At 39.1% G+C, this 26597-nt stretch carries 26 protein-coding genes; 22 read left to right on the top strand and 4 right to left on the bottom strand.

All coding sequences use genetic code 11. The annotated features are described in order from the left end of the window. The first annotated feature begins 14 nt into the window (after positions 1–14). On the top strand, positions 15–3335 hold the full coding sequence (gene carB, locus ND811_RS08195) for a carbamoyl-phosphate synthase large subunit (protein ID WP_265351560.1): 3321 nt from the start codon (positions 15–17) through the stop codon (positions 3333–3335). 33 nt (positions 3336–3368) lie between these two features. Here carB and ND811_RS08190 read toward each other — a convergent pair whose 3' ends face one another. Continuing rightward, entirely contained in the window at positions 3369–3818 is a 450-nt protein-coding gene (locus ND811_RS08190) for a DUF1499 domain-containing protein (RefSeq protein ID WP_265351559.1), read from the bottom strand. Positions 3819–4159: 341 nt separating this feature from the next. Between ND811_RS08190 and ND811_RS08185 the strand changes: the two genes are divergently transcribed. Continuing rightward, positions 4160–4663 (top strand): TetR/AcrR family transcriptional regulator, encoded by a 504-nt coding sequence (locus ND811_RS08185; protein WP_265351627.1) that lies wholly within the window; start codon positions 4160–4162, stop codon positions 4661–4663. A 12-nt stretch (positions 4664–4675) separates the two neighbouring features. Beyond that, positions 4676–5758, top strand: coding sequence for an alkane 1-monooxygenase (locus tag ND811_RS08180; protein WP_265351558.1), 1083 nt, complete (start codon positions 4676–4678; stop codon positions 5756–5758). 103 nt (positions 5759–5861) lie between these two features. On the opposite strand, the gene ND811_RS08175 is transcribed toward ND811_RS08180, so the two are convergent. From ND811_RS08175 to ispG, 3 genes are read right to left on the bottom strand one after another with little or no spacing between them, the layout of a single operon-like run. Beyond that, entirely contained in the window at positions 5862–7100 is a 1239-nt protein-coding gene (locus ND811_RS08175) for a hypothetical protein (RefSeq protein ID WP_265351557.1), read from the bottom strand. Beyond that, on the bottom strand, positions 7097–8782 hold the full coding sequence (locus tag ND811_RS08170) for a DUF2339 domain-containing protein (RefSeq protein WP_265351556.1): 1686 nt from the start codon (positions 8780–8782) through the stop codon (positions 7097–7099). The genes ND811_RS08175 and ND811_RS08170 overlap by 4 nt, the downstream gene beginning before the upstream one ends. A 42-nt stretch (positions 8783–8824) precedes the next feature. After that, the gene (ispG, locus tag ND811_RS08165; RefSeq protein ID WP_265351555.1) at positions 8825–10873 is read right to left on the bottom strand and encodes a (E)-4-hydroxy-3-methylbut-2-enyl-diphosphate synthase; all 2049 of its coding nucleotides are present in this window, start codon (positions 10871–10873) and stop codon (positions 8825–8827) included. 140 nt (positions 10874–11013) lie between these two features. Between ispG and ND811_RS08160 the strand changes: the two genes are divergently transcribed. From ND811_RS08160 to nuoK, 19 genes are all read left to right on the top strand, one after another. Continuing rightward, positions 11014–11298 (top strand): hypothetical protein, encoded by a 285-nt coding sequence (locus tag ND811_RS08160; RefSeq protein ID WP_265351554.1) that lies wholly within the window; start codon positions 11014–11016, stop codon positions 11296–11298. Then, positions 11295–12365: an A/G-specific adenine glycosylase gene (gene mutY, locus ND811_RS08155; protein ID WP_265351553.1), complete on the top strand. Its 1071-nt coding sequence runs from the start codon at positions 11295–11297 to the stop codon at positions 12363–12365. The genes ND811_RS08160 and mutY overlap by 4 nt, the downstream gene beginning before the upstream one ends. Before the next feature lie 20 nt (positions 12366–12385). Next, on the top strand, positions 12386–15109 hold the full coding sequence (locus tag ND811_RS08150) for a HAMP domain-containing sensor histidine kinase (protein ID WP_265351552.1): 2724 nt from the start codon (positions 12386–12388) through the stop codon (positions 15107–15109). Next, positions 15106–15522, top strand: a complete 417-nt coding sequence (locus ND811_RS08145; RefSeq protein WP_265351551.1) for a response regulator — start codon at positions 15106–15108, stop codon at positions 15520–15522. The genes ND811_RS08150 and ND811_RS08145 overlap by 4 nt, the downstream gene beginning before the upstream one ends. Positions 15523–15543: 21 nt before the next feature. After that, positions 15544–15819, top strand: a complete 276-nt coding sequence (locus ND811_RS08140) for a Smr/MutS family protein (RefSeq protein WP_265351550.1) — start codon at positions 15544–15546, stop codon at positions 15817–15819. Continuing rightward, positions 15816–17351 carry a (R)-citramalate synthase CimA gene (cimA, locus tag ND811_RS08135; protein WP_265351549.1) on the top strand — a complete coding sequence of 512 codons (1536 nt, stop codon included), beginning with the start codon at positions 15816–15818 and terminating at the stop codon, positions 17349–17351. The genes ND811_RS08140 and cimA overlap by 4 nt, the downstream gene beginning before the upstream one ends. Then, entirely contained in the window at positions 17348–17914 is a 567-nt protein-coding gene (pth, locus tag ND811_RS08130) for an aminoacyl-tRNA hydrolase (RefSeq protein ID WP_265351548.1), read from the top strand. The genes cimA and pth overlap by 4 nt, the downstream gene beginning before the upstream one ends. Before the next feature lie 51 nt (positions 17915–17965). Then, on the top strand, positions 17966–18550 hold the full coding sequence (locus ND811_RS08125; RefSeq protein WP_004788787.1) for a YqaA family protein: 585 nt from the start codon (positions 17966–17968) through the stop codon (positions 18548–18550). Beyond that, positions 18551–18772, top strand: coding sequence for a hypothetical protein (locus ND811_RS08120; RefSeq protein ID WP_265351547.1), 222 nt, complete (start codon positions 18551–18553; stop codon positions 18770–18772). It begins immediately after the preceding gene. 1 nt (position 18773) lies between these two features. After that, positions 18774–20033 (top strand): replication-associated recombination protein A, encoded by a 1260-nt coding sequence (locus ND811_RS08115; protein WP_265351546.1) that lies wholly within the window; start codon positions 18774–18776, stop codon positions 20031–20033. 115 nt (positions 20034–20148) lie between these two features. Beyond that, positions 20149–20526 (top strand): NADH-quinone oxidoreductase subunit A, encoded by a 378-nt coding sequence (locus tag ND811_RS08110; protein ID WP_004788658.1) that lies wholly within the window; start codon positions 20149–20151, stop codon positions 20524–20526. Then, positions 20517–21077 (top strand): NADH-quinone oxidoreductase subunit B, encoded by a 561-nt coding sequence (locus tag ND811_RS08105; protein WP_020777857.1) that lies wholly within the window; start codon positions 20517–20519, stop codon positions 21075–21077. Before ND811_RS08110 ends, ND811_RS08105 begins: the two co-directional genes overlap by 10 nt. Further along, positions 21074–21595, top strand: coding sequence for an NADH-quinone oxidoreductase subunit C (locus ND811_RS08100; RefSeq protein WP_265351545.1), 522 nt, complete (start codon positions 21074–21076; stop codon positions 21593–21595). The genes ND811_RS08105 and ND811_RS08100 overlap by 4 nt, the downstream gene beginning before the upstream one ends. A 16-nt stretch (positions 21596–21611) precedes the next feature. Then, positions 21612–22832, top strand: coding sequence for an NADH-quinone oxidoreductase subunit D (locus ND811_RS08095; protein WP_265351544.1), 1221 nt, complete (start codon positions 21612–21614; stop codon positions 22830–22832). Further along, positions 22832–23320 (top strand): NADH-quinone oxidoreductase subunit NuoE family protein, encoded by a 489-nt coding sequence (locus ND811_RS08090; RefSeq protein ID WP_265351543.1) that lies wholly within the window; start codon positions 22832–22834, stop codon positions 23318–23320. The genes ND811_RS08095 and ND811_RS08090 overlap by 1 nt, the downstream gene beginning before the upstream one ends. Before the next feature lies 1 nt (position 23321). Beyond that, positions 23322–24593: an NADH-quinone oxidoreductase subunit NuoF gene (gene nuoF, locus ND811_RS08085; protein ID WP_265351542.1), complete on the top strand. Its 1272-nt coding sequence runs from the start codon at positions 23322–23324 to the stop codon at positions 24591–24593. A gap of 16 nt (positions 24594–24609) precedes the next feature. After that, entirely contained in the window at positions 24610–25680 is a 1071-nt protein-coding gene (gene nuoH, locus ND811_RS08080; RefSeq protein WP_135632797.1) for an NADH-quinone oxidoreductase subunit NuoH, read from the top strand. Continuing rightward, a complete protein-coding gene (locus ND811_RS08075) occupies positions 25659–26276 on the top strand; it encodes an NADH-quinone oxidoreductase subunit J family protein (protein WP_265351541.1) in 618 nt (205 codons plus the stop codon). Before nuoH ends, ND811_RS08075 begins: the two co-directional genes overlap by 22 nt. Further along, positions 26273–26593 carry an NADH-quinone oxidoreductase subunit NuoK gene (gene nuoK / locus ND811_RS08070; RefSeq protein WP_135743909.1) on the top strand — a complete coding sequence of 107 codons (321 nt, stop codon included), beginning with the start codon at positions 26273–26275 and terminating at the stop codon, positions 26591–26593. The genes ND811_RS08075 and nuoK overlap by 4 nt, the downstream gene beginning before the upstream one ends. Positions 26594–26597: the final 4 nt, after the last annotated feature.

Genomic DNA, 26597 nt, shown 5'->3' with positions numbered 1-26597 from the left:
AAAAAGAGGAAACTATGCCGCAACGTAACGACTTAAAATCAATTTTGATCATCGGATCCGGGCCAATCGTCATCGGGCAGGCATGTGAATTTGACTACTCAGGAACGCAAGCTACCAAAGCCCTACGAGAAAAAGGGATACGAGTCATTCTCGTAAATTCCAATCCGGCAACCATTATGACGGATCCTGATCTTGCCGATGCAACTTACATCGAACCACTCACGGTTCCGGTACTCGAAAAAATTATAAAAAAAGAAAAACCAGATGCCATCTTACCAACCGTAGGTGGACAAACGGCTCTCAACTTAGCATTGGCTCTTCATAAAGAAGGTGTTTTAGAAAAATACAATGTAGAGTTAATCGGTGCGAAAGTAGACGCCATCCGTAAAGCAGAAGATAGAGAACTTTTCAAACAAGCGATGGAAAAACTGGGAATCCGGGTCGCAAAATCCTTTATGGTTTCCGATATGGATGCCGCAAGAAAAGCAAAAGACGAAATTGGATTTCCTATCATCATTCGACCTGCCTTTACCTTAGGGGGAACAGGTGGTGGAACTTGTTACGAAGAGTCGGAATTCGAAGAAATTGCGCAGAAAGGTTTATCTGCATCCCCCATCTCACAGATATTAGTTGAAGAATCGGTTATGGGATGGAAAGAGTTCGAGTTAGAAGTGATGCGAGATCTGGCCGATAACGTAGTCATCATTTGTTCTATCGAAAATTTAGATCCAATGGGTGTTCATACAGGAGATTCTATTACAGTTGCCCCACAACAAACGTTAAGTGATAGAGAATACCAACGTCTTCGCGATATGTCGATCGATATCATTAGAGAGATTGGAGTCGAAACTGGGGGTTCGAACATTCAGTTTGCCGTAAATCCAGAGAATGGAGATGTCATTGTTATCGAGATGAATCCCCGTGTATCTAGATCCTCCGCTTTGGCATCTAAAGCAACTGGTTTCCCCATTGCAAAAATTGCCGCATTGTTATCGATAGGATACACTTTAGATGAGATACGAAATGATATTACTCGAGTGACTCCGGCCAGTTTCGAACCATCCATCGATTATGTAGTGACTAAGATTCCTCGGTTTGCCTTTGAAAAATTCCCTGGTTCCGATAATACCTTAGGAGTTCAAATGAAAGCTGTTGGGGAAGCAATGGCCATTGGTCGTAACTTCAAAGAAAGTTTTCAGAAAGCTCTTCGTTCCTTGGAAACCGACCGATTTGGATTTGGCAGTGATGGTTATTTAAAAGAACTTTTGGAATGGGAATCGATTCCGAAAGAAGAAAGAAAAACTTGGCTTACTGCAAAAGTAAAACGTCCTACTGACAAACGCATTTTTTATGTAAAAATGGCTTTTGATTTTGGAATGAGCGTCGAAGAAATTTTCGAAATTTGTAAAATTGATCCTTGGTTTCTCTATCAATTTGAAGAGTTATTCCAATTAGAGAATCGGTTTCGAAAAGAAGGAAAAACGATGATTGAAGAAATGAAGAAGGCAGGTTTTTCAAACCGCCAACTTGCATTTCTAAATAAAGAAGAACAAATCTTATCTCAAGTTCGAAGCGGAGCTGCTATCGAAATTACAAAAGCCAAAGTGGAAAAAACTCTTCGTGAGGAAGAAGAGTCAATCGAAAAATATTTAGAAGAAAAAAACATCCACCCAGTCTATAAACGAATTGATACGTGTGCCGGGGAATTTGAAGCTTTTACGCCTTATATGTATTCCTCTTATGACGAAGAGGATGAAGCTGATGTCACTTCGAAAAAGAAAGTGATGATCCTCGGTGGTGGTCCAAACCGTATTGGGCAAGGAATTGAATTCGATTATTGTTGTTGCCATGCTTCCTTTTCCTTACAGGAAGCAGGAGTTGAATCCATCATGGTCAACTCCAATCCAGAAACAGTTTCCACAGACTATGATACTTCTGACAGGTTGTATTTTGAACCTTTAAGTCTTGAAGACGTAATGGCAATTTTCAAAAAAGAAAAACCTGATGGCGTTATTGTTCAGTTAGGTGGTCAAACTCCTTTAAAATTAGCTAAATCATTGGAAAAAAGGGGAGTTCCAATTCTTGGAACTAGTCCCGACTCCATCGACCGTGCAGAAGACAGAAAACGTTTTGCAGAAGTTTTAGAGAAACTAAATTTAAAATCACCTGAAAATGGAATTGCCGCCTCCAAAGACAAAGCCAGAGAGATTGCACGAAAAATCGGTTATCCTGTTCTTGTGAGACCTTCCTATGTGTTAGGTGGAAGGGCCATGTTAATTGTAAACGAAGAGTCAGAACTCGATAAATACATGGAAGAAGCAGAAGAGGTATCTGAAGACAGACCACTTCTTGTAGATTCTTTTTTACAAGATGCGACCGAAGTCGACGTAGATGCTCTTTGTGATGGAAAGGATGTGTTCATTGCAGGAATCATGGAACATATTGAAGAGGCAGGAATTCACTCTGGTGACTCAGCTTGTGTATTACCCCCACAATCCATTTCTCAACGAATGTTACAAGAAATTGAAGAAGCCACTTACCGTTTGGCTTTGGAATTAAATGTAAAGGGACTCATTAACGTTCAATATGCAATCAAAGAAGAAACTTTGTATGTATTGGAAGTGAATCCTCGTGCATCAAGAACTGTTCCTTTTGTTGCCAAATCAATTGGAATTCCAGTCGTAAAAATTGCCGTAAGGTTGATGTTAGGGGAATCTTTGTCTTCTTTTAAATTAGGAAAACGTTTTTCTGCTCCTATGATCACTGTGAAAGAAGCGGTTTTACCATTTAGTAAGTTTCCTGGTGTTGATACCATCCTTGGACCAGAGATGAGATCCACCGGAGAAGTGATGGGTGTTGCAACCACAAAAGGGGAAGCATTTGTCAAAGCACAGATCATGGCGGGTGAAGAACCACCTAAACACGGAACTGTTTTTGTGACTATCAATGATAAAACTAAAAAGGAGTTACTCGAGTCGGTAAGATCATTATCCAATTTAGGTTATAATATTATCGCCACAGAAGGAACTCATAAATTTCTTTCTGACAATGGAATTCTATCTAGTAAAATTAACAAAATTTATGATGGGTATTTTCCGAACGTGATTGATTATATCAAAGAGAAAAAAATTCATTTGATCATCAATACTCCTTTGTCAAGAGTCACCCGCGAAAATGCGTTTACGATCCGCCAAGCAGCGATTAAATATAAGGTGCCTTGTTTGACTACTTCGCAAGCAGCAAGAGCCCTCATTCATGGTTTGGTGGAGATGAAGGATAAAGGTTTTTCTGTGAATTCCCTACAGGAAATCCACAGTGGACACCAAAAAAAGTAAATGGAACTTGGGGTTTAGGAATTTAACTATCTGTTAAATTTCTAAATCTTTCAGTATGGACTCAATTCGCTTTCGATTCACACCTAAGTCTGATTTTCCCAGCCGCGATGCAGACCGAAAGTGTAAGAGTTTATTTTTTTCATCAAAATAAAATTCTACATCATCCACATAACGCATGATAAGTGATGTGAATTCTGCATAAATGTAATTCGGATTTTCTTCGATGATTTTTGTACGTGGTGAAAGCTCTAATTTTCTTTTTAATATTTGGACTGCTTCTTTTAAAGGTTTCTTGTAGGGAAGCGGGCTTCTATAGTGTTCTTTGTCTGTGGGATTTGCAAAACTGCTAATGCAGTTAGGAGTTCCTGGGCATTCAGCCAATTTCTCTGACTTAACACCTAAAAAACTTGGCCTGGTTCCGGTACAGGCTAATAAAAATGCAAGAAGGGCTATCGGAAAGAGCATCTGGAATTTTTGGTTCATTGGATACATTCTCTTGAGGTTTATCTGATTGGACGGGTCCTGTTTCCAAATAGTCATAAAAATCGCCTGTCTTTTCTCGCTTGAACTTTCCCTTCCTTACTTCTTACTGGTGCCTGTTCCCCAAAAATCCTAGGTTAAGGAGATTTGGGCTAGGGGAAGGACTAGAGTTCCATGAAAAAAAAACATAAGATTTGGGAATCAGTTGTAATTGGGAAAAAAGATTGGACATTTCATGTTGAAAGTATTTATTTATATCGATTGTTTGATATAAATAAGGGATTTTTCCGATGCCAAAGATAGTCGATCATGATCTCTACCGGGCAGAACTTTTGACCAAGTGTATGCCTATCTTTGTGACGAGAGGTGTGTCATCGGTTTCGATGCGGGAACTATCCAAGGAATTGGGAGTTTCTACAGGAACTCTTTACCATTATTTTCCGACCAAGGAGATTCTCTTTGCGTCGATGGTAAAACAACTTGTGGCAATTGATGCAAAAGAGATCACCGAACTATCTGAGAGTCACTCAGGTCTTTCGGATATAATGAATTTTGTCGCTACGCGAGAAGATCATTTTTTGAACCTGATGTTACTGGCTGTGGATGTAAAGAGGCACCTTAGTGATTCCAATGAACTTTCGCTTTTGGTGGAAGATTCTTTTACTACATATCGAACGGCTTTGGATCGATTCTTTCCAACCAATGCCAATACGATGAGTGGAAAGGCTTTTTTATCATTTTTTCTTGGAGCATTGTTTTTAAAAAATAAAGCCACGGAAAAAACAAATTGGCCAGAACTTTTTGAAGGATTGGAGAACTTGAAGGTATTGTTCCAAAATAAAGAATAAGGAGAAAATTTTATGACTCTAACAAAACGACTTAGTTTTTTACTTTGTTATATTTTGCCGGTTCTTACCGTGTGGGCCGAAACAGTTGGGGGAATCAGTTATCTTGTTGTTCCTATCACTGTTTTTATCGTTTTACCTGTTCTTGATTTCCTGATTGGGAAAGATGAATCGAATCCTTCTAAAAAATATTTTTTAGAATTGCAAAACGATTCTTATTTTCGCTATTTAACAGAAATTTGGGCCTATGTTCAGCTAATATTTGTAATATGGTCTGTTTACCGAATTAGTTTTTTCCCTCACACAACTACAGAGTTTTTCCTCTTTGCACTCGCTGTGGGTATTGTTACCGGTGGCGTTGGAATTACGGTAGGGCATGAACTTGGTCATAAAAACACCCGTTATGAACAGTTCCTTTCAAAATTGATTTATATGACAGTTTGTTATATGCATTTTTATATAGAACACAACAGAGGTCATCATACAAATGTTTCAACTCCAGGTGATCCTGCCACTTCACGAAAAAATCAGTCGTTCTATCAGTTTTATCCACAAACAGTCTTTGGTGCTTTTCAATCTGCCTGGGAATTGGAGAAAAAACGTTTATCTAAGTTGGGACTTGGTGTCATTCATTTTAGAAACGAGATGATTTGGTATATGGTCATCACTTTACTTTTTTTAACAACTATGGTGGTTTGGGGATCTATTGGGAGTGGAGAAGGATTCCGCATAGAAATACTTGGGTTTTTACTTTTGCAATCCTTTGTTGCGTTTTCCCTTTTAGAACTTACTAACTATATTGAACATTATGGATTGAAACGAAATCAAAATACGGAAGGAAAATTTGAGAAAGTGTTACCGATCCATTCTTGGAACCAAAACTATTTTGTTTCTAACGCACTTTTGTTTCAATTACAAAGGCATTCAGATCACCATGCCAATGCAGGGAGAAGATACCAAACACTTCGCCATTTCGATAATGCCCCTCAGTTGCCCTATGGTTACGAAGTGATGATTTTAATTGCTCTTGTTCCACCACTTTGGTTTTCCATGATGAATCCTATTTTAGAATCCTGGGAAAAGAAAAATTCTATTTGAATCTAATTCAAATTTTGTACTTAGGATTATCTTTTTGTAACAATCGTTTTCTACTAAATGGACTCACGAAAAGTTTTTTTCGTGAGTCAGATGTTGGTGTATTTTATGATTCGGATTCAGTGAGAACGGCTCGTTTATTCTTTAAAATAGAAAATAAAAGATACAACAAAGCCAGCACTCCTAAGTAAAAGAACCCGGTTGCCAGATATCCAGAAATCGGCGGGTAGAGGATACTAAAACTAAAGTCGGGATTTTCTGATTCTGCAAGGAGAGTTCCCATTTTTACTTCAGGTGTTTTTGTTTCTTCACCGGATGGGTAAGAGTAAGGATCAAAACTTGGCGGCCATTGGTAAGAGTTTCCGTAATACAGCGCATACCCATCTTTGGAACCATCTGCGTTTGCGTAAAAATATATTTCTTCTAATGGTTGAACGGAGATTACTTCTTTTAGGTGAAGGGTTTCGTTTTCTCCATCATAAATCTGAATTTCAAATTCAGAGGTAATCGTTTGAGAAAGTGGTATTTCTGTATAAGTCCCGTCTGATTTGTTATGAGTGACAGTTCCGTCAAATACAGTTTCCCATTCTTTTTTGTTGATTTTTCCTCGAACGGTTACCTTTCTTTCCCAATTATCTTCTTCAAAATGTAATTTCAGAATTTGAAAAGCGGACTTAGGCTCATTGGGAAATAAAAACTGACAATGGTCTTCAGTAAGGACTGGATCAGTCACTGTATGTGTTTTTTCGTAATACAAATTTTTGTTCTGTTTGGCTCGAAATGCGGACGGAAATTTTAGATCGGAGCCAGGTTCTGCTTCCAGACGAACAAAACGATGTTTTGTATTTCCTAAATCGATTTCACCTGAGGTTTGATTTCCATACTTATAAAGAAATACAGATTTGGAATCTGTAAATTGATTTGGATTGTCACCTAACTTAAGAGTGATGGATGTTTCGTAGTCATAGGCACTAGATACAGAGAGTTTGGTGTAGTTCATTCCTTCCGGTAGTTTGGGAAGTTCCAATACGTAAATCTCCAAATCATCTTTTTTGGAAAATAATAATTCCGGTTTTACTTTTTCTGTGTTTTTGGAAATTTCTTCCGCATTTTGGATATGATAAGGTATAATTTCACCGTTGTATGTTAATCGTAAATCTCCGTAATAAGAATGTTTATAAATATCTTCATCTAACATGAGTTTTACAACTCCATTAGGGGAAAGATTGTTTGAGATTTTTAATTCCTTTTTGTATTTAAAGTTTTGAATCGCAAGTGGTCTACTTGTCACCTGGGTTGTAATTGTAAAAAATAATAGAATAGGGAGTAAATATTTGAACTTCATTTTGTTTCCTTCTTGAAATGATTGTATAACGTTCCTGTAACGATGAGAGTGATGCCTAAAAATAAACCTGCCAAAATTCGATAACCCAAACTCAAATTCCAAAAATCATAAAGATAGAATTTTATGATGACAAGAGCTAAAGATCCAAATCCGACATACCTTAACGATTGAATTTTTTTTCCAAATCCAACGGACAATGCGATGAGCCCGTAGAGAATTAAACTCAGAGTATAGAGAAACAATTGTTTCTCTTCTGGAAATCCTAAATAAATTTCAACAAAGGTTCCGAGTAACCAATATGGATAAGCTGCATATAAAAATAATTTGGATAGTTCTGAAAACTTTCTACTATAGAGGTAAGAAAGTACTAAATACGCTGAACCTGTTGCAAACACCAAAAAACGACCATTTAGGAAAGGGATTTCGTTCTGAGAGCGATAGGTGAAAGCAAAGATATAAAATAGGGCAAAAAACCAAACAGGGAATGCAGCAAAATACATATACAGTTGTTTGGAGTAAGTTGAGGCAACAGTGACAAGAAATGCAAAACTGATTAGGCTAAAAGCCAAAAATTTTCCTGTAGTGCCGATGACAATCAAACTGACTATAAAAGGTAGTCCGAAAAGACCAATCAAATCATAGAGTTTTTTCTTTTCTAAATTAAGTTCTGTCCGCCGAATGGAACGTTCATACAGACCATAAAATAGAATCAGAATGAGTGTCAGTAAAAAAGGCTTTGCGATAGGATAAAAAATCGAAAAAGCCCAATATGATTGTAAAAATCCTAAACCTAACGTAAATCCAATGGTAACAAGGGTAAGAACCTGATCTTTGGATTTTTTCGATTCTAATGTTTGGAAATCACGTAATAAAAATAAAACAAAAATTCCTAGTTGGAATATGATGGGAAAAAAAGGTTTTGCTTCCTCTAATTTTTCGTTTGCCCATCCAGCAAAGATTAGGTGGTTTGCTAGAAGAAGTATTAATGGAATTACCTTCCAATCTTTATCCTTTCTTACCCAGAAAAAAAGAAAATTCCAAAGGAGTAAGTATGTGAATAGGAACGGATATGAGTTTTGACCCGTCGACAAAAGAAGGGGAACTGAAAATGCACCGAGAGAGGCAAATCCAAATAATACTTCACTTTTTTCGGCATGCGATAAGGCGACTGTGGTTAAACTGAGAATGAGTAGTCCCACAAAACAAACTTCTGTAGAATAAAGATCATACCAGAGATATCCAGAATAGTATGCTGAAAATAAAACAGCGATTCCAAGTCCAATAAGGCTTGGCGAAAGGTAAGGCCTTGAATGCCTAACACGAAATCCATAGAAGAGTATCGGGATGGCTGAGATAAGTCCAATCCAAATGCGGACAGATTCATTGATCCAATATTCTTCAATGGCTAAATAGAAAAACCAAATGGTTGCCACTAGAAGTGAAAACACTCCTAACTTAACAAATAAATTTTCACCGATCCACTGAACAAACCAATTAGGTCCTTCTTCCAAAGAAACATCTGTTTGGTGGATTTGGGTAGGAACTGGTTTAGGAACAGTGGGAACCGATTTTTGGGGAGGTTGCGCACTCGTGAGAGTTAGGACTCTTTCTTTTAGAAAAGAAAGTTCCCTTTCCATAGTTTGTATCCTTGAGAGGATTTCTTTAGATTCTTTTTCTTCCACGGAGGAAATGGTTCACATCCGTGGATAGAGGGGAACTACTTTTTATTCTGGATCGCTCCACATTCCATTTTCTCGAATGAGTTCGATGAGTTGGTCTGCCGCTTCCTCTTCGGAAACTCCTTTTTTTACAATTTCTTTCCCTTTGTAGAGGTGAACCTTACCAATACCTGCACCGACATATCCGAAATCGGCATCAGCCATCTCGCCAGGACCATTGACAATACATCCCATCACGGCAATTTTGACTCCTTTCAGATGTCCTGTTCTTTTTTTAATCATCGCAGTTGTAGACTGTAAATCAAACATGGTTCTTCCGCAAGATGGACAAGAAATATATTCTGTTTTTGTTAGGCGAAGTCTAGTTGCCTGTAAAATATCGAAACTTAAGTGAAGTGACTCTTCTGGTTCACCATCACCAAATGACAACCGAACCACATCGCCAATCCCATCTAGTAAACTTCCACCCACCTGAATGGAGGACTCGTAGAGGAGAGTTTCCTTATCTTGGGTTTGGGTGACAAGGGTTATGGGATAATCTGATTCTCGTAAATGATAGGCCAGTTTCCGAACGGAAAGTAAGTCTCCATTTTTCACAGAAAAAATCAGGTTTTCTATTTTTCTTTTTTTAGATTCTCTGACAATTTTTTCTGTTAGGTGAATTTCGTCTGCTTCGATGCTCCATTCAACACAGCGTTTGTCTTTGGCAAAGCGAGTCACAAAATCCAAAAGATCGTCCCAAGACTCTTCCGATTCCTTAAAAAATATATGAGGATTTACTACCCACTTTTGGATACGGTAGAGGTCTTCGGCTAAACTATCATATTGATAAGTCAGGTCTTTCGAGAGTTCCACAGATACCGGTAACGGAAAAGAACCACGGCGTACCATTGTTCCAAGAGAAATTAAATCTAGTTCTGAATCGATGGCAAAGTGGAGCATCTCAGGAATTCTGCCGGATTTGGTTTCCCTTTGGATGAGGTGGAGAACTTCTTCTGCAGATTCTGATCCAAAAAAGGGAAAACGGATTTCAATACGAACAGGAGATGAATCACCCAGTTTTGTTTCGCCTAAACAGAGTTCTTTGGAATAAAATCTAGAGTATTGAAAAGGATCCCGAAATTCTGTAAAAATGGTTTCTCGATTTTCTGAAATTCCAGGTTCCGATAGAGTATGAAGAGAAGGTGATTTTATTTGATCTTTTAAAAATAGATCATTATATTTACGAACTAATTCTTTTGCCACAGGGATTTCATGAATGGCATCTTCTGTCAGCGAAACACGGATTGTGTCTCCAAGGCCATCTTCAAGTAAACTGCCGATTCCAATGGCAGATTTGATCCTTCCATCTTTTCCATCACCTGCTTCTGTAACTCCCAAGTGTAAGGGATAATCCATTCCTAAATCGTAAAACCTGGAAACTAACATTCGATAGGCTTGGATCATAACTTGCGGATTGGATGCTTTCATTGAGACAACAATGTCTTTATATGAATTTTTTTCTGCAATCCGAATGAATTCTAAAGCAGATTCCACCATACCAAGCGGTGTATCTCCAAACCGGTTCATGATTCTATCAGAAAGACTACCGTGATTGGTACCGATACGCATGGCAACTCCTAGTTCCTTTGCCCGAAGGACTAAGGGTGTAAAAACTTCCTCGATTCTTTCTAATTCTTCGTTATAGTCTTTGTCCGTATATTCGATGATTTCAAATTTTTTTTTGTCTGCAAAATTACCTGGGTTGATCCGCACCTTTTCAACCCATTCTACACATTTGAGTGCCACTTGCGGTGTAAAATGAATATCTGCTACAAGAGGCACCGTAAGTCCCAATTCTTTCATTCGTTTTCGAATGTTTGGTAAATTATCCGCATCTGCCTGGCTAGGAACTGTTAGGCGAACTATTTCTGAACCCGCTTTTTCTAAATCAGCTATTTGTTTGATACTTGCATCCGTATCTCTTGTGTTAGATGTAATCATTGATTGGATGCGAATTGGATTTTTCCCTCCAATTCCCACAGTCCCAACCATCACTTCACGGGTAGGGCGTCTTTTGTAGAAAAATGGCGATTCGTTATATTTGGTGCTCATTTGAATCTTATGTTCTCATTATCTAGAAAATTAAATTCGAAATTTTGGGCAAGCAGTATGAAAAAAATCCGAGGCTTTCAATTTCCCTCCCCCTAAGACCGAAAATCTATTTAGGAAGAAAAACCGGTTTTTTGGATACAATGAATACTGAAGTAAGACAAGGATTACAGCGAAAATACCGGGTGCAGGTTACTGTGGCGATTTACCGTGAAGGTAGCTTATCTTATAAAAGTGAAATCCTTTCGCCTGCCCATTACGACAAACGTCAAGAGGCTCGCGACCATATCCGTCAGGAAATTCGAGAAAGATTGGCTCATTCCAAATTCTTCCGATCCACACGTTTAGATTATGATCTGGTTCGTTATACTGAAGAGGGAAGTTGTAATACCTTTCTTCGTTATAGTATTCAAGACTCAGAAACTTGAACCCACAAAAAAAACTACAGGACTGGTACCAAATTCATAAAAGGGACCTTCCGTTTCGAAAGAAAAAACAAGCTTATCCCATTTGGGTTTCTGAAGTAATGTTACAACAGACTCGTGTGAATGCTATGCTTCCTCTGTTTGAATCGTTTATGAAACGATTTCCCACACCAGAGTCTTTAGCTTCTGCAGAGGAAGAAGAGGTTCTTGCCCATTGGAAAGGACTTGGATACTATAGTCGTGCAAGGAATCTCCGAAAAGCCGCCATATTTCTTGTACAAAATTATAATGGATCCTTTCCGAAAGACTTAAATCTAGTTTTGAAACTTCCTGGAATTGGAAACTATACAGCAAGGGCCATTCTTTCCATCGCTTACGACTTACCACTTGCTGTTTTGGATGGAAATGTTAAACGGGTTCTCTCACGTTATTTTGGATATACTGAAAATATTTTAGGTCCGAAAGCAGATACGGACTTACAAAAAAAAGCGGACGATTTTTTATATCATGAAAGGCCAGGAGACCATAACCAAGCCTTGATGGAACTTGGAGCGACACTTTGTTTACCGGAGTCTCCGAAATGCTTATTATGCCCATTGACTGATACCTGTTATGCGAGAGTCCATCAAAAGACAGGAGAAATCCCTCTTAGAGTTAAAGAAAAAAAACAGGTCCATTTAAGCGCAGAGATTTTGGTTTTTGATTTTAAGGACAAAATCCTACTCGTAAAAGAACCAAAAATGCGTTTTCTAAAAGAGATGTTTCATCTGCCCTATGGATTTATTGGAGAAATTCCGGAAGTAGACTACGAACCTACAGCATACTTTTTAGCTTTAAAAAACTTGTTCCCCGATTTTCTTTCCATTGGGCAATTCAAACATACGATCACTCACCATAAGATGAATTTTTCTGTTCTTCGCCATTCATTGAAAGAGCAAACCCAAGTCGAAACTTTGGCAAAAAACTTTGGTGTGGAAAGTAAATGGGTCAATTTTTCCTCCTTGGATTCTGAATTTCCTTCTTCCCTTGCCTCTAAAGTAAAAAAGTTTTTGCTTTACTTAAAGTCATAGTTCGTTACCATTCATGGGCTATGGCCGAATCAATTGTTTGGATAGAACGTTTTGTTTCCAACATTCCTTTGCCCATTTTAGAAGTTTGGGGTCGGTTCTCTTTTTTATTTGGTTCTATTATTGCAATATTCGCATTTACTGGTTTTACCTTTCGGAATGGAAAAACTTTAAGAATATCGAGAGAGGTTTGGAATTGGAACCTTACCAGTTTTTATTGGTTCCTAATTACTTTTGTTAGTATTTTTATTACCGGATATTTAGGAAGTTCCATAGTTTTAATTCCAGGTGCTCAAACTTTTGAAAGTTTAAAAGATTTATCGGTTTTCCTTTGTTTGAATTTTTTTGGATTCCCGGCACTTCTTGCCGTGCCGTTTGCCTATGGGCTTTCCGATTTGATGGAAGGGGTTCCTCCCGATTTTTTATGGGATTGGTTACCTGGTTATTTTATTAATCCATCCTTATTCTGGATTTCCTACCAAATGATTGGAAAGTCACCTAACTTTCGTAAGTTAAAAGTTTGGGTTTATTATTTCCTATTTGTTATTTTGTTTTTACTTCTCGAACCTTTTTTATGGGGTTATTTATGTTCTGAACAATTCGGTGCTGAAATTTCCTATCATACCATTAGCTCTGCTCTTTTGTTTACTACAGGAATTACATGGCTTTTAGCTCCGTTTGTTATGTTCATCACCTTTCCTATTGTCCGAAAGTTTGGATTTTTTTGGGCCGAGGTTCCTGGACAAGTGAAAGAAGTTACGATCACCGAACCGCAAATGGTTTGGAAATCGGGACAAAAAGAGATCGTTTCTGTCGAATCTGATTCAGAGCTAAAAACAGGCATTTCGTTACAGTTGTTTATTGTTACACCTTTTGTTGGTTTGGTGCTCTTCCTTGTTGGTATTACGGCTTATGTAACTCTAAAAAATGCAGAGCAGTCTGCCTTCCAAATGGTAGGAGTTTTGCATCGGCAATGGTCAAAGAATATTGTTTTAAGTTTAGATCAATATTTCTCATCAGTTCCTGAACCAAATCTCGAAATTAGTGGACTGGCAAAGGTTCTTGATGTTTCCAAAGTAAATGAACAAGGCAAAGTTTTTTTGTTAGATGAAAGTTTAAGTCCGTTAGCTTTTCTATCTTCGGATCTTGGAAAATCAAGATTTTTAGAAACCGTAAGAGTCGAATTAAAAAAATTGGGTCATGAGATTAATACTACAGAAAAACGGTTTAGTTTTGCCGTTGTGACTAAAAAACCGCTTTCTCGTGAAAATTGGAATGCAATGGTCACACAGTACTCTCATCCAAAATTAAAAGAAAAAACTTATCTAATCACTTTGTTTCCCAATTCTTTTTATTTGAGTGGTGTAATCACTGGAAATAGTAAATCAGCAATGGTTTTTGCTTGGGCTATACTCCTTAGTTTAATACTTGCTGCAGTGGTTGCTGAATTTGTAACGAGGCCCGTTCTTTCTTTTGCTAAGGCATCCAAATCTTTAGCCAAAGGAGACTGGAATTACCATGTTGACGAAAGTATGATTGCCGAACTCAAAGATTTATCAGATGCCTTTCGTTTTATGTCAAAGGAACTAAAACTAAGTTTTGATCGTGTGGAAGAAAGCCAACGTATGGTCATGGAGACCAATTCAAATCTTGAAGAAAAAATTGGTGAAAGAACTGAAGCATTAATACAAAGCAATCGAAGTCTTTTAGAAATGATTGAGGCAAAGGAAAAAATTCTAATTGATTTGCACAATACTCAAGCTCAGCTACTAATGAGCGAAAAACTGGCTGCTCTCGGACAATTTGCCGCTGGAATTACTCATGAATTGAATACTCCATTAGGTGCGATTACTTCCAGTGTAAGGGCAATGTCGGAAATTATAAAAAATGATATCACTAATTTACCGGAATTTTTGGAATCATTAGATACTTCTGAACGCGAGAACTTTCAATATTTACTCCATCTAAGTTTGTCTTTTGGATCTCGTAATTCAGGCATACTCAATCGAGCAGAGAAAAAAGAAAGATTAGGAATTTTAAATTCCCATCAAATTCAAAATCCAGAAGAGGTATTGGAGGACTTAACTTCGCTAGGCATTTTACATTTTGATGAACCACTACTTAAAGTTCTAAAAAAACCTCGTTCTGGAATGATCCTACAAAATGTCCATATTTTAGGTAGCTTATATCGTTTAGTCTACGTAATTCAAACTGCGACAGAAAAAGCATCTCATGTAGTGAATGCTCTCAAACATTATTTACATACCGATCGTTTAGAAACAGAAACTGAGTTACAAAAAGTTCATATCCCTACGGAAATGGATTCAATTTTAACCTTATACCAAGCAAAAATAAAAAATGATGTCGAAGTTATCAAATTATATAATACAACTGATTATTGTTTGGCGGAAAGAGATAAACTCAATCAGGTTTGGATTAATATTATCAATAATGCATTGCAAGCGATGGATTATCGCGGAAAAATAGCAATCTCTGTGACATCCAATGCAAACTTTGTGATCACATCCATCCGGGATTCAGGTAAGGGAATTGCCCCAGAGATTCGGGATAAGATTTTTTTACCTTTTTTTACTACAAAAAAACATGGTGAAGGGATTGGGCTTGGGCTTGACATTTGTAAACAAATCGTAGAAAAAATGAAGGGCAAAATTGAGTTCGCGTCAGATGACTATGGAACCGAATTTATTGTGTATTTGCCAAAGGGAATCGAAGGGGACAAAGTTTGAATATTACCCAGCTACATCATGAGAAAAATGCAATCCTATGTGTGGATGATGAACCAATTTTACTCCTTTCCCTCGTACAAGAACTAAAACGAGAGATTGGGGGTAGTTATACCTATGAAACGGCCCAAAATCCAGAAGAGGCAATGGAAGTCATTGATGACCTTTGTCAGTCAGGCGTTGAAGTGATCCTCATTCTCTCCGATTGGCTTATGCCTGGTATGCGAGGAGATGAATTCCTCATCCAAGTCCACCAAAAATACCCTCATATAAAGTCGATTTTAATCTCAGGTCATGCAGATCGTGACGCGATCAACCGCGTGAAGGAAGAAGCAAAAACTTACGCCATTTTTTCCAAACCTTGGAATACTAGAGAATTGCTAGATGCAGTTCGTTTCTGTTGCAATTTGACCTAAGTCCATTTTTCTGGACGTAAGGTGCGTACCATCTACATCCGCAAACTCCGATTTGAAGAAGCTCGAATCAAATTAGAGCGAGAACTCCATGAAGCCTTTATGGACGGGGAATCCTATGTCGAAATTTTGCACGGGATTGGGGAAGGAATCCTCAAACGAATGGCGATTGACTACGTAGAGACATGCGGTTTTCTGAAACTAGTGGAGACCGATCCGATGTTTCGGTCAAACCCTGGAGCAACCATTGTGGAAATTCTTGCCCCATCCAAAGAATACATCAACCGATTGAAATCATGACCGAATCTAACTCTACTATAGAAATTCTGGACGTTACTTTACGGGACGGGGAGCAGACAAACGGAGTCTCCTTTTCTTGGCAGCAAAAGTTAAATATCACCAAACACTTGCTAATGGATTTAAAAGCCAATCGAGTGGAAATTGCCAGTGCTCGAGTATCTCCTGGTGAATTTGAAGCAGTTAAAAAAATTGTGGAATGGGCTAAATTAGAAAGTCTGCACGACCGAATCGAAATTTTAGGGTTCGTGGATTATGATAAAACTGTAGAGTGGATGAAGGGAACGGGAGTTCGAGTTCTAAACCTTCTCACTAAGGGATCACTAAATCACCTAACAAATCAACTTCGAAAAACTCCATCTGAGCATTTTTTAGACATCCAGAAAACTGTTGAGTTTGCTAAAGCATCAGGAATTACCGTAAATGTTTATTTAGAAGACTGGTCTAATGGATATTTGTATTCTCGTGATTATGTTTTAGAATATTTGAATGTTGTTTCAAAGTTTCCTGTTCATAAGTTTTATTTAGCAGATACTCTCGGAGTTTTATCTCCCTTGGAAGTTCGGACGGCCATTACCGATCTTGTCAAAGAATTTCCAAAACTTTGGTTTGAATTTCACGGACATAATGATTATGATTTAGCAGTGGCTAATTGTTTGGAAGCCGTCCAAGCTGGGGTTCGAGGCCTACATGTCGCAGTCAATGGACTCGGCGAACGGGCAGGAAATTCCCCTTTAGAGGCTGTTATCACAGCAATCCACGACAAAACAAAATTTAAAACTTCGATTATAGAAAAAGAAATTACCAATGCCTCAAGGCTTGTTGAAATTTTTTCAGGGAAACGAATTTCTGATAACCGTCCCATTGTTGGTGAAGATGTATTTACGCAAACGGCAGGAGTTCATGCCGATGGTGATAAAAAAGGAAATTTGTATGCCAATCCCATTCTGCCTGAACGTTTTGGTAGAGCTAGAGTTTACGCATTGGGTAAGTTAGCTGGTAAGGCGAGTATCACGGAAAATTTAAAACAGTTGGGTATGGTTCTTTCCCCTGAAATTGAAAAAAAAGTTTTGGAAAGGGTGATTGAGCTGGGAGACCAGAACAAAACTGTCACCAAGGAAGACCTTCCTTATATCATCTCTGACATCACAGGCGAAAACTTAGAAGCAAGTTTTCGAATCGAGTCGTGTATTGTGACAAGCGGCATCGGAGTAAAACCAAGAGCCGAAGTAAAAGTCAATTTCCAAGGAAAACTTTATGAAGCCAAGGGAGAAGGGGATGGTGGTTATGATGCCTTTATGCACGCCCTCGGTAAAATCTTAAAAGAATTAAACATACAAATTCCTAAACTTTATGATTATGAAGTAAGGATACCTCCCGGTGGGAATACCAATGCTCTTGTAGAAACTGTCATTACTTGGAAAGGGGAGGGTGATACTCATCCGATTCGTACCATTGGCATTGATTCCGACCAACAAGTGGCTGCTGTGAAGGCCACGGAACGACTGTTACATATTTTACTCGGGAACGTATGATTCATTTTCTCATTGTGGGCCTTGGGAATCCAGGGGATAAATACAAAAATACACGCCATAATATTGGTTTTATGATCTTGGATGCACTTGCTAGTAGCTTTGGAGTTTCTTTTAAAGATACCAAAAAGTATATGGAGACAACACATACCTTGGAAGGGGACAAAATCCATCTTTTGAAACCTTTAGAGTTCATGAATCTCTCGGGAAAAGCTACACAAACTCTTGCTAATTTATATAAAATCCCGCCGTCCAGGATCCTTGTCGTTCAGGACGAGGTGGACCTTCCTTTTGGTAAAATTAAAAATAAAATTGGCGGCGGAACTGCGGGCCACAATGGACTAAAGGATATCGTAGCAAAACTTGGTTCGCAAGATTTTCACAGGTTACGTTTTGGTGTCGGTAAACCTGAAAAAGGTGGCATGGAAGTAGCTGATTTTGTTTTACAAAATTTTAATTCGGAAGAAAAAAACAGTTTGGATGCTCTTATCAAAGAATCTGTTACCAAAGTGGAAGAATGGATTCGAACCAATCGTAATTTAATCAGAAAAGAAAATGGAGATTAAGGTAGATCACTCCAGAGAAAAAATGGTAAATATACCATCGGTCACATATTTATGACAAAAGAAAAAGAAACTTCCATCAACCTTCGTGGTCTTATTTTTCAAACCATCCTTTCGATTGTTATTGTTTTAGCCATTGTATTTGGACTTGCTTTTTTCTTTCGAAAGGAACTACTCGGATTTAGCGAACACTTTGTTCGTATTTTTGGGTATTTAGGGCTTTTTGTAGGAATGATTCTTTCTGATAGTCTTCCTGCTTTTGTTCCTCCCGATGCCTTTCTAATGCTTGCCATCACAGGAGAAATGGATCCCTTAAAAACGATTCTCTCCATGTCTTTCGGGAGTATCCTCGGTGGATCCTTAGCATACTTGATCGGATTGTATCTTATCCCCAAGTTTCATTTGGGTAGGCAGATGGTTTTACACTATGAAGATAAACTCCTTCCTTATCTACGAAAATATGGATTTGGAGCTGTGGTTTTAAGTGCACTAACTCCTATTCCCTATTCTTGGATGGCTTATACGGTGGGAACATTTAAGATGCGTTATTCGCTATTTTTACTTGGATCTCTTTTTCGATTTGTTCGAGTGACCGTTTATTTTTATGCCATGTATTTGGGGTGGATTACAGGAGGGTAAATGTCGGAAGAACGTTTATTTCCTAAAACTATCGATGAAGTCATTTTGGAAAAGGTCAGATTTTTCTTTTTACCAGATAGGACCGCTGCCTTTGTAAAAAATTTGGTAGAGGGAAAAGTATCGGAAAGGTCTCTCATTTGTTGTAATTCAGGTTGTGATGTTTGTAACGAGACCATATACAATTGTTATATGGCGGTAAAAAAAGAATTGGAAAAAAACTAAGGTGGACTCGCTTTTTTCTCAAAACAAACAAGTTCCATTGGCCCATGCCCTGCGACCCAAATCTTGGTCAGAATTTGTTGGACAGGCGAAAGTTGTACAATCACTTAGAGCCATTAACAAACCCACCTCCATTCTGTTTTACGGCCCACCCGGTACTGGTAAAACTACTTTGGCGCATCTTCTCACACAAGGTTGGAGTTTAGAAAAACGTTACTTAAGTTGTGTGACGAGTGGTGTGAAAGAGGTGCGAGAAGTTTTGGATGAAGCCAAACGCAGGGGAACCATCGTTTTGTTTTTAGATGAAATCCACCGTTTTTCTTCTTCCCAACAAGATGCACTTCTTTCAGCCGTAGAGGAAGGTGAGATTATATTAATTGCGGCAACTACTGAAAATCCTAGCTTTCGGGTCAATAAAGCACTTCTTTCTCGGATGCTTGTGTATCGACTCACCACTTTATCCGAAGAGGAAGAAAATTCCATTTTTGAAACTTGTCTTACAAAACTAAACCACAAAGGGAAATTTCCAGAGGATTTAAAAAAAGAACTTTTTCGTAGAAGTTCGGGAGATGCAAGAAAACTCCTTGGGTATCTGGAAAGGATTTTAAGTTTTACCGAAGACACTGGAAGTATCGATGAATCTAAGTTAGCTGAAATTTTAGGTGAAAATGTAATTTTTTATGATAAAAACAGTGAAAGTCATTATGACATCATTTCTGCTTTTATTAAATCCCTTCGTGGGAGTGATCCCGATGCCGCACTCTTTTATTTGGCACTGATGATCGAAGGGGGCGAAGACCCACTCTTTATAGCAAGAAGGCTTGTGATTTTTGCTAGTGAAGATGTGGGAAATGCTAGTGTTCACGCCCTTCCTCTTGCGATTGCCACCTGGCAGGCCGTGGAACGAGTGGGGATGCCCGAAGCTAGGATTCCACTCGGCCAATGTACTACTTTTCTTGCCTCTGCACCAAAATCTAACGCAAGTTATTTGGCAATTGATAAAGCCCTGCAGCTAGTTCGGGATAGAAAACGAGAGTTTCAAATTCCCAATCATTTACGAAACGCTCCGACTGCCACACACAAAAAGGAAGGAGCAGGAAAAGATTACCAATACCCCCATGATTTTCCAGGGCATTTCCTGAAAGAACGTTATTTTCCAACCAATTTTTATCCTGACATTCCTCAGTTTTACGCTCCTACAAATCAAGGTATGGAAAAGAATTTAAAAGAACAACTGGAGCGTCTCTGGGGGGACCGGTATTGAGAATTTATCTCAAATTGGATGTAAAAATTGCAAACGATCGAAATTAACACGAAAACAAAGGGGAAAATCATTCTCATCTTGACAATCGACCCTAGTCGTGAGAGCATTTTCATACATGGGTTCTGCACCAGATAGTTTTGCGCCAATCCTTCTACAACTTTTGCTCGGAGTCGGTTTCTCCGCTCTGATCTTGACCCTTGCCTTCCTCATCAACCCGAAGAAAAAATCGAAACCTCAAGATACGTTTGAATGTGGGGTTACGTATTATGGTGATGCAAGAGGACTTTTTAACATTAAGTTCTATCTTGTGGCTGTTCTTTTTATTCTCTTCGATATTGAAGCTGTTTTCCTCTATCCTTGGGCAGTGAATTTAATTGGTTTCAAAGAAGCAGGTCTTGGAACTTTCTTTTTACTAGAGATGTTTTTCTTTTTACTCATACTTGTTGTGGGTCTATACTATATATGGAAAAAGGGAGCTCTGGAATGGGATTAACAGAAACACTATCCAAACCGGGTGAGATGTTTGGCGATATGTTCCAAGTGGCTACACTCGACAATGTAGTCCAATGGGGACAAAGTTTTTCTTTATGGCCTTATCCTTTTGCCACTGCATGTTGCGGGATCGAATACATGAGTACTTCTTGTGCCGATTATGACATTGCTCGTTTCGGTGCCGAACGTCCATCCTTCTCTCCACGCCAAGCCGATATGATTTTGGTTCTTGGAACCATCACTTATAAAATGGCTCCCGTCTTACGTCAGATATACGACCAATTAGCAGAGCCAAAATTTGTAATTTCAGTAGGAGCCTGTGCTTCCTCAGGTGGAATGTTTCACACCTATGGTGTGTTACAAGGTGTGGACCGAATCCTTCCAGTGGATGTTTATGTTCCTGGTTGTCCTCCGAGACCGGAAGCACTCCTTGATGCTCTTGTTAAACTCCAAAAGAAAGTACAAAGCCAGGGATTAGAAGCGAGACGCCAAGAAGTCATGCGAAAAATCCAAGAAATCAACGAACGTAACAAACCTCTCGTAGTGGCATGAAAGAAAAAATTACCGAATACTTAAACTCGCGGTTTCCGGAAGTTTTACTCCCGCAAAGGGACATAAACACCAATTTACTTTATTTTTTGATCAAAAAGGAATCCCTTCCAATCGTTGTACAAGCGTTAAAGGATCATTCGGAATTTGCCTTCACTTATTTGAATGATCTTACTTCTGTTGATTGGCTTGGAAAAAGGGAACCACGGTTTGAAGTGGTTTATTTACTCCGTTCTCCCAAAAACAAACACTTCCGATTGCAACTCCGAGTTCCTGTGGAAGAAGGGGAAGAGGTTCCAAGCCTTGTCAGTATTTTTCCTGCAGCCAATTGGCCTGAGAGAGAAGTGTTTGACCTAATGGGGATTCCGTTTTCAAACCATCCGCAAATGGAAAGGCTCATTATGCCAGATAACTTTATTGGACATCCCCTTCGTAAAGATTATCCACTAGAAGGTCCGGGACAAGATTATCTCATTGAAGATTTACTCACCATTCATGTGAACGAGGATATTGCCAGTTAGGCGGTAGAAAATCATTATGGTAATGTACGAAAAAACTGCCGAACACTTTGGTCAAAAATTCAAAGACCTACCAGAAGGCCATTTACTTGTTAACTTGGGACCCAGTCACCCCGCCACTCATGGGATTTTGCAAAACGTAATCCAAATTGATGGAGAACGTGTGGTGGATACAGAATCCGTCATTGGGTATGTCCATCGTTGTTTTGAAAAATTAGGTGAACGTTACGATTACAATCAGTTCTTAGTTTGTACCGATCGTATGAACTATGTGTCCACTCCACTCAACAATATTGGATGGATTCTCACTGTAGAAAAAATGATGCAAATCCAAGTTCCCGATCGTGTTACTTATGTAAGAATGATCATCTCGGAACTATCTCGGATTATGGATCATATCATCTGTAATGGAATTATGGGTGTGGACCTTGGAGCTTTTTCTGGCTTACTCCATTTGTTTCACCATAGAGAAAATATTTATCAGATTTTAGAGAAACTAACGGGTGCTAGACTCACTACAACTTTCTGTCGTGTGGGTGGAATGGAACGTGATATTTATCCTGAATTTCAATCCGAAATCAAAATGGTAATCAAAGGTCTAAAACCTGCTTTGGATGAATTCCAAGACCTTCTCATTCGTAATAAAATTTTTAATGAAAGAACCGCAGGGATTGGCGGTTTATCGGCAGAACGTGCCATTGCTTATGGATTTTCTGGTCCTAATCTACGGGCGGCCGGTGTTCCTTGGGATGTAAGAAAAGATGATCCATATATGTTCTATGACAAAGTTGATTTTGATATCCCAGTGGGAGAAGATGGATCGGCCCTAGACAGAACTCTTGTTCGTATGGAAGAGATGCGTCAATCCATGCGTATTATCGAACAACTTATCGATGGAATTCCAGAAGGTCCTTATCATGCCAATGTTCCACACACTTTCCTTCCACCCAAAGATCGTGTGTATCACAATATGGAAGAACTCATTTACCATTTTAAAATCATTATGCACGGAGTGAAAGTGCCTCCGGGAGAATACTATATGTCCACCGAGGCTGCCAATGGAGAACTCGGTTTTTATGTGGTATCCGAAGGGGAAAAATCTCCTTGGAGAGTGCATGTAAGACGTCCTTGTTTTTGGTATTACCAAGCGTTCCCGGAACTTGTCAAAGGGGGCTTACTTGCTGACACCATCGCCACTATGTCTTCACTCAATGTCATTGCAGGGGAGTTGGATTGTTAATGGCCTATCAATTTTCACAAGATTCGGAAATAAGGTTCCAGAGGTTGATTCCGCAATTTCCGAGCAAACGTTCGTTAATTTTACCCTGTCTTTTTTTACTACAAGCTGACAAAGGTTTTGTGGACCAGGAAGGAATGCAATACATTGCAGACCGAATTGGAGATCCCATTTCCTTAGCTCATGTTCATGGCGTTGCTACCTTTTACACCATGTACAATAAAAAACCTGTGGGAAAGTTGCACATTCAAATTTGTGGAAATATCTCTTGTTACCTTGCTGGTTCCGATTCCATCACCGAACATGTATGTTCCAAGTTAGGGATTAAACCGGGTGAAACCACAATTGATAAAAAATTCACGGTAGATGAAGTGCAGTGCCTTGGTGCTTGTGGGTTTGGGCCAGTGGCCCAAATCAACGACAAATATTATGAAAACTTAACGCCGGAATCAATCGAAGCCATTCTTTCCGAATTGGAAAAGCAGGTATAAAATGGGATTAAAAACACTTCTCACAACTCATGTTGGTGCTGCTGATTCTCATACTTTAAACCATTACCGGTCTGTCGGCGGATACGAAAGCCAAAAAAAGGCACTGACGGAAATGACCGCAGAACAAATTGTAAACGATGTTAAGAACTCTGGTTTACGGGGTCGCGGTGGTGCCGGTTTTCCTACGGGAAACAAATGGGGCTTCATTCCAAAAACCGACAAACCCAAATACTTAATTTGTAATGGGGATGAAGGCGAACCGGGAACCTTTAAAGACCGACTTTTAATCGAAAAATTCCCCCATATGCTGATTGAAGGGATGGTCATTGCTGCCAAAGCAATCGACTCCCACCAAGGTTATATTTACATTCGCGGGGAATTCCATAAAGGAATTCGAATTGTGGAAGCGGCTGTTGAGGAAGCATACAAAGCAGGCCTTCTTGGAAAAAATATCTTAGGCCTTGGTTATGATTTTGATTTGGCTGTGTATTCCGGAGCAGGTGCTTATATCTGCGGGGAAGAATCGGCTCTTATCAATTCCCTTGAGGGAAGGAGGGGCCATCCAAGACTCAAACCCCCTTTTCCAGCCGTATCTGGTCTTTATGCTTGTCCTACCGTTGTGAACAATGTGGAAACATTTTGTAATGTTCCGCATATCATTCGTATGACGGGAGAAGAATATAAAAAAATCGGAACAGAAAAATCACCGGGAACCAGGCTTTTTGCTGTCAGTGGACATGTGAAAAAACCAGGGATTTATGAAGTCGAAATGGGAACTCCCATGAAAGAACTCATTTACGATATCTGTGGTGGGATTAAAAACGATGGAACCCTCAAAGCAGTGATTCCGGGAGGAAGTTCTTCTCCCATTCTCACAGCAGAAGAAGCTATGACTGCAACTATGGATTATGAATCCATAGCTTCTCTCAAATCCATGTTAGGTTCCGGGGCAGTCATCATTCTTTCCGAATCGGCAGATCTTGTGGAAACCACATACCGATTGGCAGAGTTTTACTCACATGAATCCTGTGGTCAATGTACGCCTTGTCGGGAAGGTACACATTGGGTAAAAGACCTTCTCCATAAAATTAAAGTCGGAGAAGGAACAGAAAAAGATGTAGAACTCATTTTTTCTTTGTCTAGGAATATGGAAGGTGGAACCACCATCTGTCCGTTAGCGGATGCTTGTGTTATGGCAGTCCGTCCAACGATGACAAAGTTTAAAGGGGAGTTCTCGGCTCGATTGAAAAAGGAAGTGAGCATCTCTCACTAAAGGTCATCGAAACATTATGGACTGGGCTCTAATACTTGCTTGGGGAATTAAAATCCTCTCATTATTTTTTATCATTTTAACGGGTGTGGCCTATTACACACTCGCCGAACGTAAGTTTGCTGGTTTTATCCAGGATCGTCCGGGTCCCAACCGTGCCGGAATTTTTGGACTTTTCCAACCACTGGCCGATGGAATCAAATTTATCGCCAAAGAGGAAATTTTTCCAAAAAACGTATCCAAAGGGATGTATCTTTTGGCTCCTACCATCTCGATGACTTGTGCCATTATGGCTTGGGCTGTGATTCCTTTTGGGGGAAGTCTTCCGGCACCGGAGTGGCTTATGGCACTTACTGGTGTCACAACGATTGATTTACAAATTGCTAATCCCGATTCAGGGGTATTGTACATGCTTGCCATCTCTTCCCTTTCTGTTTATGGGATTATGATTGCAGGTTGGTCTAGTAACAATAAATACTCATTACTCGGTGGAGTTCGTTCTACGGCTCAGATGATTAGTTACGAACTTCCTATGGGACTTTCCATTGTTGTGATTGTGATTATGACTGGATCACTCAAACTAACAGACATTAGTGATTCCCAAAAAGATATGTGGAATATTTTATCTCCCCCTGGGTTTGTTGCCTTTTTTATTTATGTGACGGCGATGTTTGCCGAAACCAATCGCCTTCCTTTTGACCTTGCGGAAGCAGAATCGGAACTTGTTGTGGGTTTTCATACAGAGTATGGGGCTTTTAAGTTTGCTCTTTTCTTTTTAGCTGAATACATGAATATGATCACCATGTCTTGTCTTACCACCTTACTCTTTTTTGGTGGATACAATGTTCCGTTTCAATTAGGTGCCGGTTCTCCTTACCAAGCATTTTATGGACTTGGGTTTTTCATTTTAAAAGTTCTATTCTTTGCCTTTTTATTTATTTGGGTTCGTTGGACTTTACCTCGTTTTCGTTATGACCAACTCATGAAACTGGGTTGGAAAAAAATGATCCCTTGGGGACTTTTTGCAGTGATGTTTGCGGCTATTTACACAGTTTATTGGAAAGAAGGATGGATGAAATTATTTATATGAATATAGAATCTTCTCCTTCCTTTTTATTATTTATTTTTTTTGGAACTGTGACTGTGGTAACTGCCCTTAGTGTCATCTTCCAAAAAAATCCAGTGGTATCGGCTGTATCTCTTGTTTTTACCTTTTTTTCTTTGGCAGGGATTTACGGAATTATGGGAGCTTTGTTCATAGCCACCATGCAGGTGTTAGTGTATGCAGGCGCCATTATGGTTCTCCTTGTTTTTGTTTTGATGTTACTTTCACAAAGAACAGAAACCTTGTCTCGATATAGAAAACACCCAATCCGTTTGGTTTTACTTTCGGTGTTTGCATTAGGATTTTTCTTTTTGTTATATAGCGCACTCACAACGGGAGTTCCTCATTCTGACCAAATGGGAAAAGGTTATGTACTTTCCGAGTATTCATTTCCTATCCAAGGGACAGGAAATGTGAAAACAAAAGGAAATGTGGCGACAGTCGGTGCCTCTACTTACTTGGACTATTTACTTCCTTTTGAAATGATTTCTATCTTACTACTTGTAGCAGTTCTTGGAGCAGTGATCCTTGCCAAAAAAAGACTCACAGAAGTGGAACAAACCAAGGACAACGTTTTATGAACCAATTCATTAATGACATTCCTGTTTCCTACATATTAGGTCTTGCTGGAATCTTGTTTTCCATTGGCGTACTTGGAATTCTTATTCGAAGAAACATCGTCATCATCTTTATGTCAGTGGAACTCATTTTAAATTCTGTGAATTTAGTGTTTGTTACTTTTTCCAAAGCCCTTTCTCATATTTCAGGGGAAACCATTGTTTTCTTTGTGATGGCAATTGCTGCGGCAGAAGCGGCTGTGGGACTGGCGCTTGTGATTGCCATTTTCCGGCATAAAAAATCCACCAATGTGGATGAACTCCAATCGATGAGATGGTAATCCT

The organism is Leptospira soteropolitanensis (assembly GCF_026151655.1).
Taxonomy (GTDB): Bacteria; Spirochaetota; Leptospiria; order Leptospirales; family Leptospiraceae; genus Leptospira_A; species Leptospira_A soteropolitanensis.
Note: the sequence above shows the minus strand (reverse complement) of the source record. Positions and strands in the feature narration are given on the sequence as shown.

Excerpts from the sequence above, each read along its gene's own strand:
- ND811_RS08175 (WP_265351557.1), bottom strand. The coding sequence starts at position 7,100 with ATGAAGTTCAAATATTTACTCCCTATTCTATTATTTTTTACAATTACA.
- ND811_RS08125 (WP_004788787.1), top strand. The coding sequence starts at position 17,966 with ATGACAAAAGAAAAAGAAACTTCCATCAACCTTCGTGGTCTTATTTTT.
- ND811_RS08190 (WP_265351559.1), bottom strand. The coding sequence starts at position 3,818 with ATGAACCAAAAATTCCAGATGCTCTTTCCGATAGCCCTTCTTGCATTT.
- nuoH (WP_135632797.1), top strand. The coding sequence starts at position 24,610 with ATGGACTGGGCTCTAATACTTGCTTGGGGAATTAAAATCCTCTCATTA.
- ND811_RS08150 (WP_265351552.1), top strand. The coding sequence starts at position 12,386 with ATGGCCGAATCAATTGTTTGGATAGAACGTTTTGTTTCCAACATTCCT.
- ND811_RS08105 (WP_020777857.1), top strand. The coding sequence starts at position 20,517 with ATGGGATTAACAGAAACACTATCCAAACCGGGTGAGATGTTTGGCGAT.
- ND811_RS08090 (WP_265351543.1), top strand. The coding sequence starts at position 22,832 with ATGGCCTATCAATTTTCACAAGATTCGGAAATAAGGTTCCAGAGGTTG.
- ispG (WP_265351555.1), bottom strand. The coding sequence starts at position 10,873 with ATGAGCACCAAATATAACGAATCGCCATTTTTCTACAAAAGACGCCCT.
- ND811_RS08110 (WP_004788658.1), top strand. The coding sequence starts at position 20,149 with ATGGGTTCTGCACCAGATAGTTTTGCGCCAATCCTTCTACAACTTTTG.
- ND811_RS08095 (WP_265351544.1), top strand. The coding sequence starts at position 21,612 with ATGGTAATGTACGAAAAAACTGCCGAACACTTTGGTCAAAAATTCAAA.
- pth (WP_265351548.1), top strand. The coding sequence starts at position 17,348 with ATGATTCATTTTCTCATTGTGGGCCTTGGGAATCCAGGGGATAAATAC.
- cimA (WP_265351549.1), top strand. The coding sequence starts at position 15,816 with ATGACCGAATCTAACTCTACTATAGAAATTCTGGACGTTACTTTACGG.
- ND811_RS08120 (WP_265351547.1), top strand. The coding sequence starts at position 18,551 with ATGTCGGAAGAACGTTTATTTCCTAAAACTATCGATGAAGTCATTTTG.
- nuoF (WP_265351542.1), top strand. The coding sequence starts at position 23,322 with ATGGGATTAAAAACACTTCTCACAACTCATGTTGGTGCTGCTGATTCT.
- ND811_RS08100 (WP_265351545.1), top strand. The coding sequence starts at position 21,074 with ATGAAAGAAAAAATTACCGAATACTTAAACTCGCGGTTTCCGGAAGTT.
- ND811_RS08185 (WP_265351627.1), top strand. The coding sequence starts at position 4,160 with ATGCCTATCTTTGTGACGAGAGGTGTGTCATCGGTTTCGATGCGGGAA.
- ND811_RS08160 (WP_265351554.1), top strand. The coding sequence starts at position 11,014 with ATGAATACTGAAGTAAGACAAGGATTACAGCGAAAATACCGGGTGCAG.
- ND811_RS08075 (WP_265351541.1), top strand. The coding sequence starts at position 25,659 with ATGGATGAAATTATTTATATGAATATAGAATCTTCTCCTTCCTTTTTA.
- carB (WP_265351560.1), top strand. The coding sequence starts at position 15 with ATGCCGCAACGTAACGACTTAAAATCAATTTTGATCATCGGATCCGGG.
- nuoK (WP_135743909.1), top strand. The coding sequence starts at position 26,273 with ATGAACCAATTCATTAATGACATTCCTGTTTCCTACATATTAGGTCTT.
- ND811_RS08180 (WP_265351558.1), top strand. The coding sequence starts at position 4,676 with ATGACTCTAACAAAACGACTTAGTTTTTTACTTTGTTATATTTTGCCG.